A 16,489-nucleotide genomic window follows, 5' to 3' on the forward strand; every position below is an offset into this window, starting at 1 on the left:
CTCAGTCTTCGATCAGCCCCAGTTCCTGTTGAGCGCGGCGATCGCCTGCCCGAGCGGCCTGACGCAGCAGGTCCTGGCCGATCCGGCGGTCCCGGGCATTCCCGCATTCCCGGCACATCAATTGGCCAAGGCGACTTTGCGCAGCCACCACGCCTTCACGGGCCGGTTGCTTGAGCAGACGTCCGGCAATGTGTTTGACGTTACGGTTTTCGCCCAGATGCGGACTGTCCAACAGCCACTCTGCCACGCGCATGGAAAAGCGCTTGGTAGGGGCAGCAGAGGGTGGTGTAGAGGAAGAGGAAACGGAGGCTGAGCGAAACTTCATAAAGCACTGTGGGGCAGATCGGAAGGCGCGCAACTTTACTCTCTTTTTCTTACAGGTAAAGCTGAAAATATCCCGGCACGCCCGTCCTAGAGCAAGCGCTCGGGACAATCCACAGAAGCTGTGGATAACTCAGTGGACAACCGCTCCTGAACCCGCTCAAAGCCCTGTGGAATGGGGCTCGCAGTCAAACTGACGATTTTTTCACCAGTAAAAAAAAGCGATGTTTTTCATTGACTTAAATTTTGGATACAGGCAGCCACTACGCTTGAACGTGAGATGACAGCGGGGTGACAGAGTGCGCAACTAATGTGCACAAGTGCCTTCGCGACGGTTATATCGATGCACTTTTTCGGCGCGCTTTTTGGTCATGCCTGGGGATAAGCCTTGGCAAACCCGGTGTTTAGACGGCTGCGTTGCTACCAAGGTCGATGACCGATGGTCGGATTTTGTTCTGCTACAGGGCGTAGCAATCGCAGGTACAGCAACTTCATACGCTTGGCTACAAGACAAAACAGCCCGCTTGAGCACCTGCCGGGAAATTCTTTTCGCTAACACACTTCCCTTGGCCGGTTCAATCCGTTAGTATCCGCGGCGTTAGTACCAAGCTGAAAGTCAATTCTGGTCGAACAAATCCCCCCGGTCAGCCTTCCCAACGGAAGCCTCCACCGAACTAGCGGGATCGACCACCTCGATGGTTTCCAGGTAAATCTTGCGCCAACACAACCTTTGAATCGAAAGCAAAGGGTGTTGCTCCGCCTGCTTACTCTGCTCGAACCAACCTGCAAATTGATCAGGATCTTCACCCCGGGCCCAGAACCTTTGCCCTCGATGTGTTGCCTGCCCTCCTAAGTACCTACCTGCCAGCCCAAGCGCGCCAACTTGTCAGCGCTTCAAACTGGCTGCTTTGTTCCAGTCGGGTTCTTCGTTCGACCAATGGTGGTCGTCGTCACTGGAACGTTTTAACTTTGCACGGTTCTTATCCGTGTCGCTTGTAGGAACACCAATTATGTCCACTCAAATCCACACTCAGGATGCCATTCGCACCCTAACCAACGCTTTTGCTCCAATGAACTGCCTGATCATGGCCGCTCGCAAAGGCTGCTTCAGCTTCACTCTGGTCAATGAACATGGCATCGCCCGTCACAGCGAACGCCTGTACCCCGATCAATACTCCAGCGCCGAGCCGCTGCAGGCCGTGATCGAGCGTACCCGTCAGGCACTGGTTGCCTGAAACACCAGAAAGGCTGAAAAACCGAAAGCCCTGCCCCGAAAAGCAGGGCTTTTTATTGCTCGATATTTCCCTTTCCTCGAATCACGACTAAGCACGATCCGATATAACGGTTATAACTGGTCGCTGGAAATATTTTAAAAACAGGCCTTTACAACGCAAATATGACACTACACTTCAACTCAAGCGGCTTGACCCGCTTGCGGCGAGCCTGATTCGATTCACTGCTGCCAAGCCCCCCCTTCAGGTATCGCCGTCCAACTCAGGTTTCGAGGGTTTTATGGGTATCGCTGCCAGCGAACTGTGCCGTTATGTGATTCGTCCGACATTGATCTACCTCGGACGCCATAGCGCTACTGCCGAATCCCTGCTGCTGGGCATTGCCGCCAGCCAGTCCGCCCTTGGTTCCGCCCTGCATGACCGCCGTGGGCACGGCCTGTACCGCATCGCCGAGCCCCGCCACCAGGCCCTTTGGGACCATTACCTGGCCCTTGATCCGGAGCGTGCAAGCCTGGTCCGTGGCCTGGCCAGCCAGCATGCGTTTCTGAGTGGCCCGCACCTCGAATTGACCGTCAACCTGCGTTACGCCACAGCCATCGCCTGGCTGCTGGTGGAAGAACAGAATACCCCCCTCCCCGCCCCGGATGATTTGTTGGGTATGGCCAGAATCTGGCGCCAGACCTTTCAGCCCCAGGGGCGTCTGCGTGATTTCACCTGCGCCTGGCAAACCTGTGTTTCACCCCTGAATCAGGTCGCCTGCTGACACGTCTGAATCCAAAGATCGCGCAACACGCCGCGATTCTGGTCGGATTGTCCTACAAAACCGCTCTAAATCAAGCGATACAGCCTATGGCGCCGGGACGAAAATATTGGTAATTTTCGCCCCGGTGATCACCAGGAGTTCTAATAATGAAAAAAGTAATGCTCAAAACCACCCTTAGCCTCGCCGTTGCCTTGGCATCCACCCAGATCTTCGCGAGTGGCTTTGCCCTCAACGAACAGAGCATCAGTGGAATGGGGACTGGTTTTGCGGGACGATCTTCATCTGCCGATGATGCAAGCACTGTTTTTGGCAACCCTGCCGGCATGTCGCGAATCAAGCGCCAGGAAGTCACTGGCGGGATCGCAGCTATCGATGCCTCGTCTGATATCAAAGACGCCCAAGGCGCCCACCCGGGTACCAACAAAGGCGACATGGTGCCATTCACAGCCGTTCCGATGGGCTATTACGTCAAGCCGATTGATGATCACTGGGCATTCGGCCTCGGTGTCTACGCACCTTTTGGTCTGATTACCGACTATGAAAATGGCTTCCAGGGTGCCGGTTTCGGCAGCAAGAGCGAAGTCAAGGTTGTCACCTTCCAGCCTACCGTCAGCTACGCCTTTAACGACAAAGTATCGATTGGTTTCGGCCCGACCATCAACCGCATTGGCGGCACTCTGGAGTCGGATGTACCTCTTTTTGGCGATACCCACGTCAAAATCAAAGGGGATGATGTCGCTCTTGGCTACAACTTCGGGGTCCTGGTACAAGCAACTGACACCACTCGTGTCGGCCTGACCTATCACTCGAAAGTGAAATACAAGATTGAAGGTCATACCGATATCAGCGCAGGCGCAAATTCACCTTCCGCCCTCCTGAAAAGCAATCGATACGATGCTTCGCTGAAAATCGAAACACCTGAATCTGTCGACTTCTCCGTGACACAACAGCTGACGGATGCGTGGACCCTTTATGCAGGTTCCACCTGGACTCGCTGGAGCCGTTTGAAAGACATCACCGTCAACAACGACGGCGTAACCGCGGCACAAGGCGGTGCATTGTCCCCGGCCCTGTTCGGCACCATTACGGAAGAGCAGAACTGGCACGATACCTGGGCCTACGCCATCGGTACCTCCTACCAGCTGAATAAGCAGTGGGTATTGCGCACCGGCCTGAGCTTTGACCAGTCGCCTACCAACAATACCGACCGATCCCCACGTATTCCTACAGGTGACCGCACAATCTTCAGCCTTGGCGCCGGCTACAACGTCACCGATGATCTGACCATCGACGTCGCCTACTCCTACCTGAAGGAAGAAGCTGTCAAGATGGATCGCTCCAACCTGGTAGACAGTTACAGCGCCAAGTACGAAAACAGCGCCAACGGTTTCGGTGTCGGTGCGACCTACCGCTTCTGATGATTCCCGGCGAGCCTGAACCGCTCGCCATCGGAATCAAAAAAGCCCCGCTCTCCTCACGGAGGCGGGGCTTTTCATTTGCAGGAGCAGCCGGTCGACGCTCGAATGCTCGCGATGGACGCGAACGATGACGCGTGCTTTCAGGATGTACGAGACGCCTTGAGGTTTTCGCGAGCAAGCTCGCTCCTGCAGGTCAGGGGGTCGAAACGAGCGGCGGTGAAGCCAGGGCTTTTTCCACCGCGGCGATGAACTCGGGATCATCCGGCCTGGTCAGGCTGGAGAAACTGGCGATCACCTTGCCCTGGCGATCCACCACATACTTGTAGAAATTCCACTTCGGCGCGCTGGTTTGACGGGCGAGGACTTGGAACAAGTGCGTCGCATCGTCGCCACGAACCTTTTGCGGTTCGGTCATGGTGAAGGTCACGCCATAGTTGACGTAGCAGACCTTGGCGGTTTCGGCACCGTCCCTGGACTCCTGTTTGAAGTCATTGGACGGAACGCCAATCACCTCCAGCCCTTGCCCCTTGAAGCGCTGGTTCAGCGCCTCAAGGCCTTTGAACTGCGGAGCAAAGCCACAGAAGCTTGCGGTATTGACCACCACCAACGGTTTACCGGCGAAGCGCTGGCACAAATCGATGGATTCCTTGGCACGCAACTTGGGCAACGAGCCTTGCAAAAGATCCGGGCAACCTGCCGCGTGAGCCAACCCGGTAAACGCGACCAGTAACGCGGGAACTGCCAGGCAGCGCATCAGCATGTCGGGACACCCTTGAGAATTCGTCAGGATTCGACGTTACTCGCCCCGCCATCCCGCTAGCAAGTCCCCATGCCCAACTGCAAAAGCGCCAGCCCGCCCTGATGCCAGCCCCACCATGTCAGGGCAAGCAGCAAGGCGCAGACAGCGCAAATCGTGATACGAGGCCAGAGACTGTTCATATCGCACTCATTTGTGTTTGCAGGCGCGCCACCGGCCGTTCACGCACCGGCCAGTTCAGGGCGGCGGCCAACAGGCTCAAGAGAATCGCGACCTGCCAGATCAAGTCATAGCTGCCGGTACGGTCGTACACCACGCCACCCAACCAGCCGCCCAGGAACGAACCGAGCTGGTGAAACAGGAAAACAATCCCGCCGAGCATGGACAGGTTTCGCACACCAAACAAGGTCGCCACCGTGCCGTTGGTCAACGGCACCGTCGACAGCCACAAAAAGCCCATGGCCATGCCGAATAGGTAGGCCGTGGTGGTTGTCACCGGCACCCACAGGAACAACGCAATGACCACCGCCCGCAGCAAGTACAAACCGGTGAGCAACCGCGGCTTGGACATGCGCCCGCCGAGCCATCCAGCGGTATAGGTGCCGAATATGTTGAACAGGCCGATCAGCGCCAGCACCGTGGTGCCGACCGTCGCCGGAAGATGTTGATCCACCAGATAGGCCGGCAAGTGCACACCGATGAACACCACCTGGAATCCGCACACAAAAAAGCCGAACGCCAGCAGCCAGAATCCGGAGTGGGAGCAGGCTTCGCGCAGCGCTTCGCCAAGGGTTTGTTCGTGCCCCAGGACAGGCAGCGGCTTGTCCTTGAGCATGCTCACCAGCGGCACGATCAGCGCCACCAGCAAGCCCAGCACCAGCAGCGCCGCGGACCAGCCAAGCCATCCGATCAAACCGAGGGTGCCGGGCAACATCGCGAACTGGCCGAACGAACCGGCAGCACTGGCGATCCCCATGCCCATGCTGCGTTTTTCCGGTGGCACCGCGCGGCCGACTACACCCAGAATCACCGAGAACGACGTACCGGACAGTCCGATGCCGATCAGCAGGCCGGCACTCAGCGACAGGGTCACCGCCGAGTCGGAGAGCCCCATGCACATCAGACCCGCTGCGTACAGGACGCCACCGATCAGCACCACTTTCGCTGCGCCGAAGCGGTCGGCCAGCGCGCCGGTGAATGGCTGGGCAAGGCCCCAGATCAGGTTCTGCAGGGCGATGGCGAAGGCAAAGACTTCCCGACCCCAGCCGAACTCGGCGCTCATCGGAGCCAGAAACAGCCCAAAGCCATGTCGAACGCCCAGAGACAACGCAAGGATCAGCGCACTCCCCAACAGAACCCAGCCGCATGTACGCCACATCGATGTCATTGTTGTTCTCCGGTAGCGGGTATATACCCGCTTATAATCGAAAAAACCGGCATCATGCCAGTTCATCCAGCAGCTTCAGTAAGATTTCGCGCTTCTCGGCCCCCAGGCGATCGATCAAACGCTGCTGCGCGCCCTCCCAGGCCGGCAAGGCGGCCTTGAGGCGCTCTGCCCCGGCCTCGGTCAGCAGGACGATGCGGTTGCGCATGTCCTCGCCCTCGACCAGCGTCACCAGGCCATCACCCTCCAGCACCCGCAAGTTGCGCCCCAAGGTGCTGCGATCCAGCCCCATGGCCTCGGCCAGGGTTGAGATGCTCGGCTGATCCAGGCGTTGCAGGTTGCACAGCAAAGAATACTGCGCAACGTTGATCCCGAAGCCGTCGAGAGCGCCGTCATAATGCCTGCTGACGCCACGGGCGGCGCGACGCAGGTTGATGCATAAACATTGGGAATCGAGCATGGTGCGTGTATATACCCGCGAGTCGGTTAAATCAAGTTACAGAACCGGAGTAACAGTCAGAACAGCGCCAAGCCTACCAGCACTGCAACTTCCAGCAACTCCAGCATCGCACCCGCCGTGTCACCCGTCGTGCCGCCCAGGCGCCGCAGCATCACCTGGCGCAACCAGACAAACCCCAGCGCTGCCAGCACCAGCGCCAGCACACCACTGACGCCGGCAATCAGCACACAAGCCAGTGCGCTGACCGCCAATACCTGCTTGCCCGTCGAACGCGGTAGATGATCGGCCAGCGCCTGACCCAAGCCACCGGCGCGCACATACGGTGTGGTCAGGAACAGGCCGAGCAAGGCGCTGCGCCCTATCAACGGCACGATGATCAATGCCAGCGAATGCGATTGCTCGATCAACGCCAGCAGCGCGGTGAACTTGAGCAACAACACCAGCACCAACGTCACCACCGCGATCGGCCCGCTGCGCGGGTCTTTCATGATGGTCAGCGTACGCTCACGGTCGCCAAAACCGCCGAGCCAGGCATCGGCGCTGTCCGCCAGGCCATCCAGATGCAACCCTCCACTGAGCAGCACCCAAACGCTCAGCAACAGCGCCGCGTGCAGCAACGTCGGCGTGCCCAGCAGCAGCCAGTTGAATACCCACAAAATCGCGCCAAACAGTAATCCCACCAGCGGATAAAACAGCAGCGACCGCCCCAGATCCCGGGGCTCAGGCATGCCGGGCAGGCGAATCGGCAGGCTGCTGAGAAATTGCAGGGCTATCCAGAATGGCAGCATGGTCAGAGCACTTCCTTCAACACGCCGACGGACTCCAGCGTCAGCGAAAACAGTGCGCCATGCCCGACCTCAACGTTGAGCAGTTGCTCTCGCGGCAGCCCCCGGGCTTTTGCCAGCAACAGGCGCATCACTCCACCGTGGCTGATCAGTAAAATGCGCTCACCGGCACAGGTCGCGTGCAAACGCTCCAGCGCTGCCAGCACCCGCGCCGAAAAATCTGCTACCGGTTCACCCTGAGGCGGCGTGAACGAATATGGATCGGCCCAGAACAAACCCAGCGCCTGCGCGTCGGTTTCCATCAACGCCGCCGCGCTCTGCCCTTCCCAGGCGCCGAAATGCAACTCTTGCAGGTCTTTATCCAGGTGCACCGGCACACCCGATTGCGCACCGAGTTCCTCGGCAAACCGCGCACAACGTTGCAAGGGTGAACTGACCAGCCGATCCCATGGCCCTTGCCCGACCACCGCGGCGCGCATCTGCGCCCAGCCCGTATCGGTCAATGCATCATCGATACTGCCGCGCAGGCCGCCGCCGAGTTCGGTTTCACCGTGCCGCAACAGATCCACGCGCAAGGTCATGCCGGACGATCTGCCACGGCGGCTTCGGCGAAGGTCGCCATCTGCCCGTGCAGGTCGCACGCCAGGCGCAGCAGCGGCACAGCCAATGCCGCGCCACTGCCTTCACCCAGACGCAGGCCGAGATCGAGCAAGGGTTGCGCCTTCAGGGCTTCCAGCACATGACGATGCCCCGGCTCGGCGCCGCGATGACCGAACAACAGCCACTGACGGCAATCAGGATTCAAGCGCACCGCAACCAGCGCCGCGACACTGCAAATAAAGCCGTCCACCAGCACCGCGACACCCTCCTGGGCACAGGCGAGATAGGCACCGACCAGCGCGGCGATCTCAAAACCGCCGAGGTTGAACAGGGTCTGCAAGGCATCGCCACGCTGCGCACCATGCAATGCCAAGGCGCGTTCGATCACTTGGGCTTTGTGGCTGACACCTTCTGCGTTGAGCCCGGTGCCTGGCCCGGTCAAATGGCCCACCGGGCAATCGAGCAGCGCACACGCCAGGGCGCTGGCGGCGGTGGTGTTGCCGATGCCCATTTCGCCACCGATAAACAACTGCGCACCGGTGGACATTGCCCGCTGCACGCTGTCACGACCGGCCTGCAAGGCGAGTTTCCCCTGGGCCTGGGTCATGGCCGGCCCCTGGACAAAATTCGCCGTGCCTGGGCCGACATTCAGGTGCCGCACGCCCGGCAGGTTCAGCGACGGCGTCACCGTGCCGAGGTCCACCACCTCAAGGGAAGCGCCCAACTGCCGCGCCAGTACACTGATCGCCGCACCACCGCTGACGAAGTTGAGCAGCATCTGCCCGGTCACTTCCTGGGGAAACGCCGACACCCCCTCAGCGACCACACCATGGTCGCCGGCAAAAATCGCAATCCACACCTGCTCCAGACTCGGCTTGACCCGCCCCTGCAATCCCGCCAGTTGCACCGCCACCGCTTCCAGCTGGCCGAGGGAGCCGGCCGGTTTGGTCAGTTGCTGTTGCCGCGCCTGGGCCTGTTCGACCGCTTGGGTATCGACCGGCTTGCACGGGTTCAGCCACCAGGATTGAGTCATAACGCAGTTCCTTTCAGAGTCAGAGGCAGGCCGGCGACGGTCAGGACGACACGCTGACAACGCTCAGCCAGAGCTTGATGCAGCCAACCGGCTGCATCGACATAGCGGCGAGTCAATTCGCCCAGCGGCACGACACCCATTCCGGTCTCGTTGCTGACAAAAATGATTTCACCCGGCAACAACGCCAGGCAGTCCAGCAAGGCATCACGCTCGGCTTGCAAGCGCTCGGCATCGTCGAGCATCAGCAGGTTGGTCAGCCACAGGGTCAGGCAATCCACCAGCAGGCAGCGGTCGGCGCGGGCGGATTCGCGCAGCACCCGGGCCAGCTCCACCGGCTCTTCGATCAATGCCCATTCGGCAGGACGACGGGCGCGATGATGGGCCACCCGCTCGCTCATTTCTCCATCGAGTGGCTGGCTGGTGGCGATGTATGTGACGGCCAGAGCGCTGTCGATGGCGAGTTTTTCAGCCAGACGACTCTTGCCGGAGCGGGCACCGCCGAGGATCAGTTGGAGCATGGTTGTTTCCTTGAAATCTTCGGTGAGGCGACTGGCCCCTTCGCGGGCAAGCCCGCTCCTACAGTTGACCTGCGTCGATCATAAATATTGGGTACACCTCATAACCCTGTAGGAGCGGCGATGCGGCGGTCCGACTTGCCCGCGAAGGGGCCATGACAGTCACCTCATACCCCACAGAGTTTCCGCAACAGCCCGGTATCCAAATGCTTCTCCACCAGATCCGCCAGCCGCTCGATATCACGTTCGCGCAAGCCGTGGTAATCCACGTCCTGCACCTCCTGCAAACCCGCCCAGCGCAGCAGCGCACTGCACGCCGCCGGCGATTCGAACAGCCCGTGCAGGTAGGTGCCGAAAATCTGCCCGTCAGCACTTTGCGCACCATCACAGCGGCCGTCATCCAGATGCACGGCGGCATGTTCCAGGGCCGGTCCGGTGGTCACGCCAGCATGAATTTCATAACCCGCAACGGGCGCATCTTCCAGCGCCAGGCGACCACGCACATTGCGCAACTGCTTCTCTTGTTCGAGCAGAGTCTGGAACGCCAGCAGCCCCAAACCGGCACTGGAACCCGGCGCACCTTCGAGACCCAGCGGGTCATGCACTTGCTCACCGAGCATTTGCAGGCCGCCACAAATTCCCAGCAGTTTCCCGCCGTAACGCAGATGCCGGGCGATGGCGGTGTCCCAGCCGTTGGCCCGCAGGTACGCGAGGTCGCTGCGCACACTTTTCGAGCCAGGAAGAATGATCAGGTCGGCAGGCGGAATCGCCTGGCCGGGGCCAATGAATTGCAGGTCCACTTGCGGATGCAGGCGCAGCGGATCGAAATCGGTGTGATTGCTGATGCGCGGCAGCACCGGCACCACCACCTTCAGCACCTGCTCGGCTTTGTCGGTCTGGCGTTGATCGATGCCGTCCTCGGCCTCCAGGTGCAGGTCCATCACGTACGGCAGCACGCCGATCACCGGTTTGCCGGTGCGCTCTTCGAGCCAGTCGAGACCGGGTTGCAGCAACGCGATGTCGCCACGAAAACGATTGATCACGAAGCCTTTGACCCGCGCCTGTTCGCTCGGCGACAGCAGTTCGAGGGTGCCTACCAGGTGGGCGAAAACCCCGCCGCGATTGATATCGGCGATCAGCAGCACCGGGCAATCCACCGCTTCGGCGAAACCCATGTTGGCGATGTCGCCGGCCCGCAGATTGATTTCCGCCGGCGAGCCCGCGCCCTCGACCATCACCAGCGGATACGCCGCGCTCAAGCGCTCGTGGGAGGCCAGCACCGCTTGCATGGCGATGGTTTTGTAGTCGTGATAGGCGACGGCATTCATGGTCGTGACAGCGCGGCCATGGATAATCACCTGGGCACCGGTGTCACTGTTGGGCTTGAGCAACACCGGGTTCATGTCGGTGTGCGGTTCAAGGTGCGCGGCCTGGGCCTGTACCGCCTGGGCGCGGCCGATCTCGCCACCGTCGGCGGTCACCGCACTGTTGAGTGCCATGTTCTGCGGCTTGAACGGCACCACCCTTATGCCCTGACGTGTGACCCAACGGCACAGCGCGGTTACCAGCGTGCTTTTACCGGCGTCCGATGTAGTGCCCTGCACCATCAGCGTGGTCATTGGTTTTCCTTGGCGAAATCGTCGAACGCCCGCGCCAGTCGTACCCAGGCGATTTCGTCACCGGGCAAGCCGAATCGCAGGCTGCTGTTGTGCGTGAACAATCGCAGGAGAATGCCGCGCCGGGCCATGAACTCATGCAGCTCTTCGGCGCGCTCGGTGATCAGCCACTGGAACAGCGCACAACCGCCCTGAGGCTGGAACCCCTGTTGTTCCAGCAACGACGCAAGGCGCTCGCTGGCCTCATCCGCGCGCACCCGTTGCCGCGTCTGCCCTTCGGTATCGCGCAGGCAGGCCTGACCCACTACCCGGGTTGCCCCGCTCACGGCCCACGGCCCCACTTGTTCAGCCAGCAACTTGAGCAACTTGCGCTCGGCCAGCACAAACCCCAGGCGCACTCCGGCCAGGCCGAAAAACTTCCCGAAGGAGCGCAGGACGATCAACCCGACTTGATGGGCATACGGAGCCAGGCTCAGATGCGGCGTGTTATCCATGAACGCTTCGTCCACCACCAGCCAGCCACCGCGCTGGGCCAGCCGCGCGTGCCAGTCGAGGAGGCGACTGGGCGTCAGGCTCAAGCCTGTGGGGTTATTCGGATTGACCACCACCAGCACATCGAAACTGTCGATAAAGAAGTCGACTTCGTGCACCAGCACTTCACGCACGATGTAGCCGTTACGACGCCACGCTTCAGCGTGCTCGGCATAACACGGCGACAGCACGCCGACCTTGCCCGCCCGACGCAATCGCGGCAGCAGCTGGATTGCCATTTGCGAGCCGGCCACCGGCAAAGCCTGCAAGGTGCCGTAGTAATCACAGGCGGCTTGCTCCAGACCATCGTCCGCTTCCGGCAAACGGGCCCAGGCCCGCAGCGGAATATCCGGCACAGGAAACGGCCAGGGCGCAAGGCCCGTGGACAGATCCAGCCAGTCGGCTTCATCTATGCCGTATTCGAGCGCCGCCTTGCGCAATCGCCCCCCGTGTTCAAGCATAAAATTCGGCCCCCAGGCAGAGAATCAGCAGCCATAACCATACCCCGCGCTGGACCAATTGCCAGCCCCGGTCAATGGAGTCGGCATCCGCCGGCACGCCTTCGCCCAACTGCGGACGCTGATGCAGTTCGCCATGATAAATCGCCGCCCCGCCCAACTCGACGCCAAGGGCGCCCGCCCCTGCCGCCATCACCGGGCCGGCGTTCGGGCTGTCCCAGGTCGGGCCCTGGGTGCGCCAGCATTTCAACGCCAGCCGGGTTTTGCCCAGCAGCGCGTAAGTCAGTGCCACCAGGCGCGCAGGAATGTAATTGAGCACGTCGTCGACCTTCGCCGCCGCCCAGCCGAACCGTTCGAAGCGCTCATTGCGATAACCCCACATCGCATCCAGCGTATTGCTCAGGCGATAGAGCACCACGCCCGGCGCACCCGCCACGGCAAACCAGAACAACGCCGCGAACACTGCGTCGCTGCCGTTTTCCAGTACCGACTCGGTAGCGGCACGGGCGACTTCGGTTTTATCCAGATCACTGGTTTTACGGCTGACCAGATAACTCACACGTTTGCGCGCTTCATCAAGATCATCGCCGCGCAATGCCTTGGCCACAGGCGTGACGTGCTCACCGAGGCTGCGCATGCCGAGGGCGCAATAGAGCGCGAGAATCTCGATGATCCAGCCGACATAAGGCGCCCAGGACAATGCCGTGACCAACAGCGTCAGCGGCAACACGGCGATCACCCACGCGGTGACGCCATGACTGCGCCAGCCGCGACCGCCGCCATTGAAGCGTTGCTCGATGCGGTCGGCAAAACGGCCGAACGCCACCAGCGGATGCCAGCGTTTGGGTTCGCCCAGCAGCGCATCCAGCGCAACCGCAGCGACACTCAACAACGCCACACTCATTGACTCACTCCCCAATAGTTTTCATACAGCAATTCATGTAGCGGACGCGCCTGCGCCCAGCCTTCTAGCACCAGCATCGGTGCCGGATAGAACTCCTTCACCGGCCCAAGGCACAGCACCGCCAGCGGTTTGGCTCCCGGTGGCAGCCTCAACAGGTCCGCCAGTGCCTGTGGTTCGAACAGCGACACCCAGCCCATGCCCAGCCCTTCGGCGCGGGATGCCAGCCACAGGTTCTGGATCGCACAGGACAGCGAGGCCATGTCCATTTCCGGCAAGGTGCGGCGGCCGAAGATATGCTGCTCGCGGTCGTCCATCAGTGCGGCGACCAGTACCTCGGCGCAATCGTTGATGCCTTCCACCTTGAGCTTCATGAACTCGTCGCTGCGCTCGCCGAGGGCTTCGGCGGTGCGGACGCGTTCTTCTTCCACCAAGGCCTGGATTTGTCCGCGCAAGGCACGATCGCTGATGCGGATGAAGCGCCAGGGCTGCATCAGGCCGACACTCGGTGCCTGATGTGCGGCCTCGAGCAGGCGCAGCAGCAATTCGGGCTCGACGGTGCCGCCGCTGAAGTGGCGCATGTCGCGCCGTTCGGCGATGGCGCGATAGACCGCTGCGCGTTCGGCTTCGGAAAATGCGTCGTCCGTCATGGCCGTTTCGCTGGCAAGGCAGCTCCTACAGGGGCTAGCTGATCCATTGTAGGAGCTGGCTTGTCGGATCGCCGCATCGCAGCGAAAGCGGCTTCAAGGTCAGGCGCAAACAATGCGGCAATCGCCGAGGGGTTCGACGGAAAATAAAAGTGCACATAAGAGGCGGTCATCCGCCCTTCACGGTAGACCGCCTCCGCTCCGCGTCCGCCGTTAGGGCTCAAGCCACGGGCAATCGGCGCCAGTTCAGTGGTGGTCAGCGAATGGTGATAGGTGTGCCCGCGCAGCGAACCTTCCGGCAGTTCCACCGCTTGCAACGCCAGCGCGGCCAGACGCTTTTGCATGACCGCATCACCGGCCAGCAAGCCAACCAGTTCGGCGCGAGTGCCCTCGACATCGGTCAGGGAATCGAGCAGATACAGCATGCCGCCACACTCGGCGAGCAACGGTTTGCCTGCCCGGTGGTGGGCACGGATCGCGTCGAGCATCGCGGTGTTTTGCGCCAACCCAACATGGTGCAGTTCCGGGTAACCACCGGGCAGATACAGGCTGTCCGACTCCGGCAACGCACGGTCGCGGATCGGCGAGAAGAACGACAACTCGGCGCCCATCGCCCGCAGCAGATCCAGGCTCGCGCCGTAGGTGAACGCAAAGGCTTCATCGCGGGCGACGGCAATGCGTACACCGGCCAGCAGCGGTTCGGCTGCAATGACATCAGGGGCGGCGAACTCGACCGCCGGCGGCAGCGCAACCTCGCAACTACTGGCCAGTGCATCGGCGGCCGCATCGAGGCGCAGGTCGAGATCGTTCAGCTCACTGGCCTGCACCAGCCCCAGGTGCCGGCTCGGCAATTCGATCCCGGTTTCCCGGGACAGCGCGCCGTACCAGCGCAAACCTTCAGTCAGGCTGCCTTCGAGCAGTTGCGCGTGGCGCAGCGTACCGACACGATTGGCCAGCACCCCGGCGAACGGCAAGTCCGGCTGATAACGCGCCAGCCCCAGGGCCAGGGCGCCAAAGGTCTGGGCCATGGCCGTGCCATCGATCACACCCAGCACCGGCACACCGAAATGCCGCGCCAGATCGGCGCTCGACGGCGTACCGTCGAACAGCCCCATGACGCCTTCGATCAGGATCAGGTCGGCTTCAGCAGCGGCTTCCCACAGCAGCCGGCGACTTTCTTGCTCACCAACCATCCACATGTCCAGCTGATACACCGGCGCACCGCTGGCGCGCTCGAGGATCATCGGATCGAGAAAGTCGGGGCCGCACTTGAACACGCGGACCTTGCGCCCCTGATTGCGATGCAATCGGGCCAGCGCCGCGGTGACGGTGGTCTTGCCCTGGCCGGAAGCCGGCGCGGCAATCAGTACCGCCGGACAGAGTCGAGGCTGACTCACAATTCGACGCCTTTCTGCGCTTTGATCCCGGCCTGGAAGGCGTGCTTGATCATGCCCATTTCGGTGACGGTGTCGGCCATCTCGATCATTTCCGGCTTGGCGGCACGCCCGGTGACTACCACGTGTTGCATCGGTGGTCGGGCCTGCAAGTCGCTGAGCACCTGATCGAGATCGAGGTAGCCGTGCTTGAGGGCAATGTTCAGCTCATCCAGCACCACCAGACCGATGGACGGATTGCGCAGCAGTTGCTGCGACACCGCCCAGGCGGCTTCGGCGGCGGCGATGTCGCGCTGACGATCCTGGGTTTCCCAGGTAAAGCCTTCGCCCATCACATGAAAGCGCACCTGCTCGGGAAAGCGCCGGAAGAACAGCTCTTCGCCGGTGCTGTTGCGGCCCTTGATGAACTGCACCACGCCGCACTGCATGCCGTGCCCCATGGCGCGGGCAAGCATGCCGAAGGCCGAACTGCTCTTGCCCTTGCCGTTGCCGGTCAACACCAGCAGCAGGCCGCATTCGTTCGGGGAATTGGCGATGCGCTCGTCGATCACGGCTTTTTTGCGCTGCATGCGCGCCAGGTGGCGTTCGTCACGATCGGGGGTATCAGTCATGGGGGAGCTCTCCGTTGAGGCAGGAATAACGGCGGGCAGGCACAAGAATAGAAGGCAAAAAGCCTGGCATCGCCCACCGTGATGCCGCTGGATGAATCAGGCCGGTCTCCGGGCTCATGAGTGGCGCGAGGCCAGACTGTGCGCCTTCCCGCATCGAATCGACACAGTGGCATCACACACAGTTTTCACTCATTTACCGTTGCGGGGGCAGCGCCGGAATTGCGGGCCTTCGACCAACAGAAGGACTCACTCACCGGCTTCCCTGTTTCACTCTGTCGACCCAAGCCACAGAGCACCTGAAACAAGCCGCGAAGGTTAGAGGGTTGGGGGTGGAGCGTCAATTAAAGCCGGGAGGCGATCGACCGAATATCTGCCATCAATCAATAAACTGACGTCAATCTTGTGCCACGCCCAAAGCAGTGATATCAAAGAGCCACAACCCCACAACACAATAACAAGGGTGAACCCATGCAAGGCATGATCATCAGCAATCCAAAGCTGGAATTCCTGCGCCCGGTGCTCGAGCGCTGGTTCGAATGCATCGACCGCTATAACGCCGTCCGCGGTGATGGCGACACACCGTACTGGCACGACGAAAAGGCCAACCTCGGGCTGCTGTCCGCCGCCGCCTGGATGGCCGAGATGGTCACGCTGCAACAGACGCCCACCCGCAAACAGACCGAAGAAGGCGAACGCAACAGCCGTGCCGACCTGTTCCTCGCCTCGCCCGAAACCCGCGCGTACATCCAGACCAGCCAGCGCTGGCCACGGGTCAACAGCCTCAACCTGACCCAGGCCCTGCTCGACATCACCAGCGATGCAAAGCGACTGAGCCACGCCAGCGACCTGAAAGTCGGCTGCCTGTTCGTTGCCCCGCAAAAAGCCCAGCAAGGCGCAACGCCGGAAGAACTCCAGGACATGGTCGACGACCTGCAAAAGGAACACACCTGCGCCGTTGCCTGGTACTTCCCTTACGCCTATCGCAAGTTGCGCAACGAAGCCGGCAACTATCACCCCGGCATTGCGGTGCTGTTCAAGGAAGCACGTGGCTAAGGGTTGAACC

At 61.1% G+C, this 16,489-nt stretch carries 18 protein-coding genes and 1 riboswitch; of the genes, 4 read left to right on the top strand and 14 right to left on the bottom strand.

All coding sequences use genetic code 11. From position 1 onward, the window contains the following. Position 1: 1 nt before the first annotated feature. Entirely contained in the window at positions 2-325 is a 324-nt protein-coding gene (locus AC1D19_RS03995) for a sel1 repeat family protein (protein ID WP_477753327.1), read from the bottom strand. A 1,006-nt stretch (positions 326-1,331) separates the two neighbouring features. On the opposite strand from AC1D19_RS03995, the gene AC1D19_RS04000 reads away from it, so the two are divergent. From AC1D19_RS04000 to AC1D19_RS04010, 3 genes are all read left to right on the top strand, one after another. Beyond that, positions 1,332-1,556, top strand: a complete 225-nt coding sequence (locus AC1D19_RS04000) for a hypothetical protein (protein ID WP_007898912.1) — start codon at positions 1,332-1,334, stop codon at positions 1,554-1,556. Between the two features lie 277 nt (positions 1,557-1,833). Next, positions 1,834-2,316 carry a hypothetical protein gene (locus tag AC1D19_RS04005; protein WP_007984504.1) on the top strand — a complete coding sequence of 161 codons (483 nt, stop codon included), beginning with the start codon at positions 1,834-1,836 and terminating at the stop codon, positions 2,314-2,316. A gap of 146 nt (positions 2,317-2,462) precedes the next feature. Continuing rightward, positions 2,463-3,734: an OmpP1/FadL family transporter gene (locus tag AC1D19_RS04010; protein ID WP_477762453.1), complete on the top strand. Its 1,272-nt coding sequence runs from the start codon at positions 2,463-2,465 to the stop codon at positions 3,732-3,734. A 193-nt stretch (positions 3,735-3,927) separates the two neighbouring features. Here the strand turns inward: AC1D19_RS04010 and AC1D19_RS04015 are convergent, their stop codons facing one another. The 13 genes from AC1D19_RS04015 to cobO all read right to left on the bottom strand — a co-directional run bounded on the left by AC1D19_RS04015 (position 3,928) and on the right by cobO (position 15,426). Further along, positions 3,928-4,494, bottom strand: coding sequence for a glutathione peroxidase (locus AC1D19_RS04015; protein WP_477762454.1), 567 nt, complete (start codon positions 4,492-4,494; stop codon positions 3,928-3,930). A 175-nt stretch (positions 4,495-4,669) separates the two neighbouring features. Next, complete coding sequence (locus tag AC1D19_RS04020; RefSeq protein ID WP_477762455.1) at positions 4,670-5,878, bottom strand: MFS transporter; 1,209 nt, start codon at positions 5,876-5,878, stop codon at positions 4,670-4,672. 52 nt (positions 5,879-5,930) lie between these two features. Beyond that, positions 5,931-6,335, bottom strand: a complete 405-nt coding sequence (locus AC1D19_RS04025) for a MarR family winged helix-turn-helix transcriptional regulator (RefSeq protein ID WP_477762456.1) — start codon at positions 6,333-6,335, stop codon at positions 5,931-5,933. A gap of 56 nt (positions 6,336-6,391) precedes the next feature. Beyond that, the gene (locus AC1D19_RS04030; protein WP_477762457.1) at positions 6,392-7,123 is read right to left on the bottom strand and encodes an adenosylcobinamide-GDP ribazoletransferase; all 732 of its coding nucleotides are present in this window, start codon (positions 7,121-7,123) and stop codon (positions 6,392-6,394) included. A 2-nt stretch (positions 7,124-7,125) separates the two neighbouring features. Further along, positions 7,126-7,701 (bottom strand): alpha-ribazole phosphatase family protein, encoded by a 576-nt coding sequence (gene cobC, locus AC1D19_RS04035; protein WP_477762458.1) that lies wholly within the window; start codon positions 7,699-7,701, stop codon positions 7,126-7,128. Further along, on the bottom strand, positions 7,698-8,753 hold the full coding sequence (gene cobT / locus AC1D19_RS04040) for a nicotinate-nucleotide--dimethylbenzimidazole phosphoribosyltransferase (RefSeq protein ID WP_477762459.1): 1,056 nt from the start codon (positions 8,751-8,753) through the stop codon (positions 7,698-7,700). Before cobT ends, cobC begins: the two co-directional genes overlap by 4 nt. After that, positions 8,750-9,271, bottom strand: coding sequence for a bifunctional adenosylcobinamide kinase/adenosylcobinamide-phosphate guanylyltransferase (gene cobU / locus AC1D19_RS04045; protein ID WP_477762460.1), 522 nt, complete (start codon positions 9,269-9,271; stop codon positions 8,750-8,752). The genes cobT and cobU overlap by 4 nt, the downstream gene beginning before the upstream one ends. Positions 9,272-9,435: 164 nt before the next feature. Continuing rightward, the gene (locus AC1D19_RS04050; RefSeq protein ID WP_477762461.1) at positions 9,436-10,887 is read right to left on the bottom strand and encodes a cobyric acid synthase; all 1,452 of its coding nucleotides are present in this window, start codon (positions 10,885-10,887) and stop codon (positions 9,436-9,438) included. Beyond that, positions 10,884-11,876 (bottom strand): threonine-phosphate decarboxylase CobD, encoded by a 993-nt coding sequence (gene cobD / locus AC1D19_RS04055; protein WP_477762462.1) that lies wholly within the window; start codon positions 11,874-11,876, stop codon positions 10,884-10,886. Before cobD ends, AC1D19_RS04050 begins: the two co-directional genes overlap by 4 nt. Then, positions 11,869-12,777 (bottom strand): adenosylcobinamide-phosphate synthase CbiB, encoded by a 909-nt coding sequence (gene cbiB, locus AC1D19_RS04060; protein WP_414873660.1) that lies wholly within the window; start codon positions 12,775-12,777, stop codon positions 11,869-11,871. The genes cobD and cbiB overlap by 8 nt, the downstream gene beginning before the upstream one ends. After that, positions 12,774-13,424, bottom strand: coding sequence for a 5,6-dimethylbenzimidazole synthase (gene bluB, locus AC1D19_RS04065; RefSeq protein ID WP_477762463.1), 651 nt, complete (start codon positions 13,422-13,424; stop codon positions 12,774-12,776). Before bluB ends, cbiB begins: the two co-directional genes overlap by 4 nt. Continuing rightward, entirely contained in the window at positions 13,421-14,818 is a 1,398-nt protein-coding gene (locus AC1D19_RS04070; protein WP_477762464.1) for a cobyrinate a,c-diamide synthase, read from the bottom strand. The genes bluB and AC1D19_RS04070 overlap by 4 nt, the downstream gene beginning before the upstream one ends. After that, positions 14,815-15,426 carry a cob(I)yrinic acid a,c-diamide adenosyltransferase gene (gene cobO, locus AC1D19_RS04075; RefSeq protein WP_477762465.1) on the bottom strand — a complete coding sequence of 204 codons (612 nt, stop codon included), beginning with the start codon at positions 15,424-15,426 and terminating at the stop codon, positions 14,815-14,817. The genes AC1D19_RS04070 and cobO overlap by 4 nt, the downstream gene beginning before the upstream one ends. Before the next feature lie 82 nt (positions 15,427-15,508). Next, positions 15,509-15,741, bottom strand: a riboswitch (cobalamin riboswitch). 153 nt (positions 15,742-15,894) lie between these two features. Between cobO and AC1D19_RS04080 the strand changes: the two genes are divergently transcribed. After that, on the top strand, positions 15,895-16,479 hold the full coding sequence (locus AC1D19_RS04080; RefSeq protein WP_477762466.1) for a hypothetical protein: 585 nt from the start codon (positions 15,895-15,897) through the stop codon (positions 16,477-16,479). The last annotated feature ends 10 nt before the right edge of the window (positions 16,480-16,489 follow it).

The organism is Pseudomonas sp. P1_C12 (assembly GCF_056406435.1).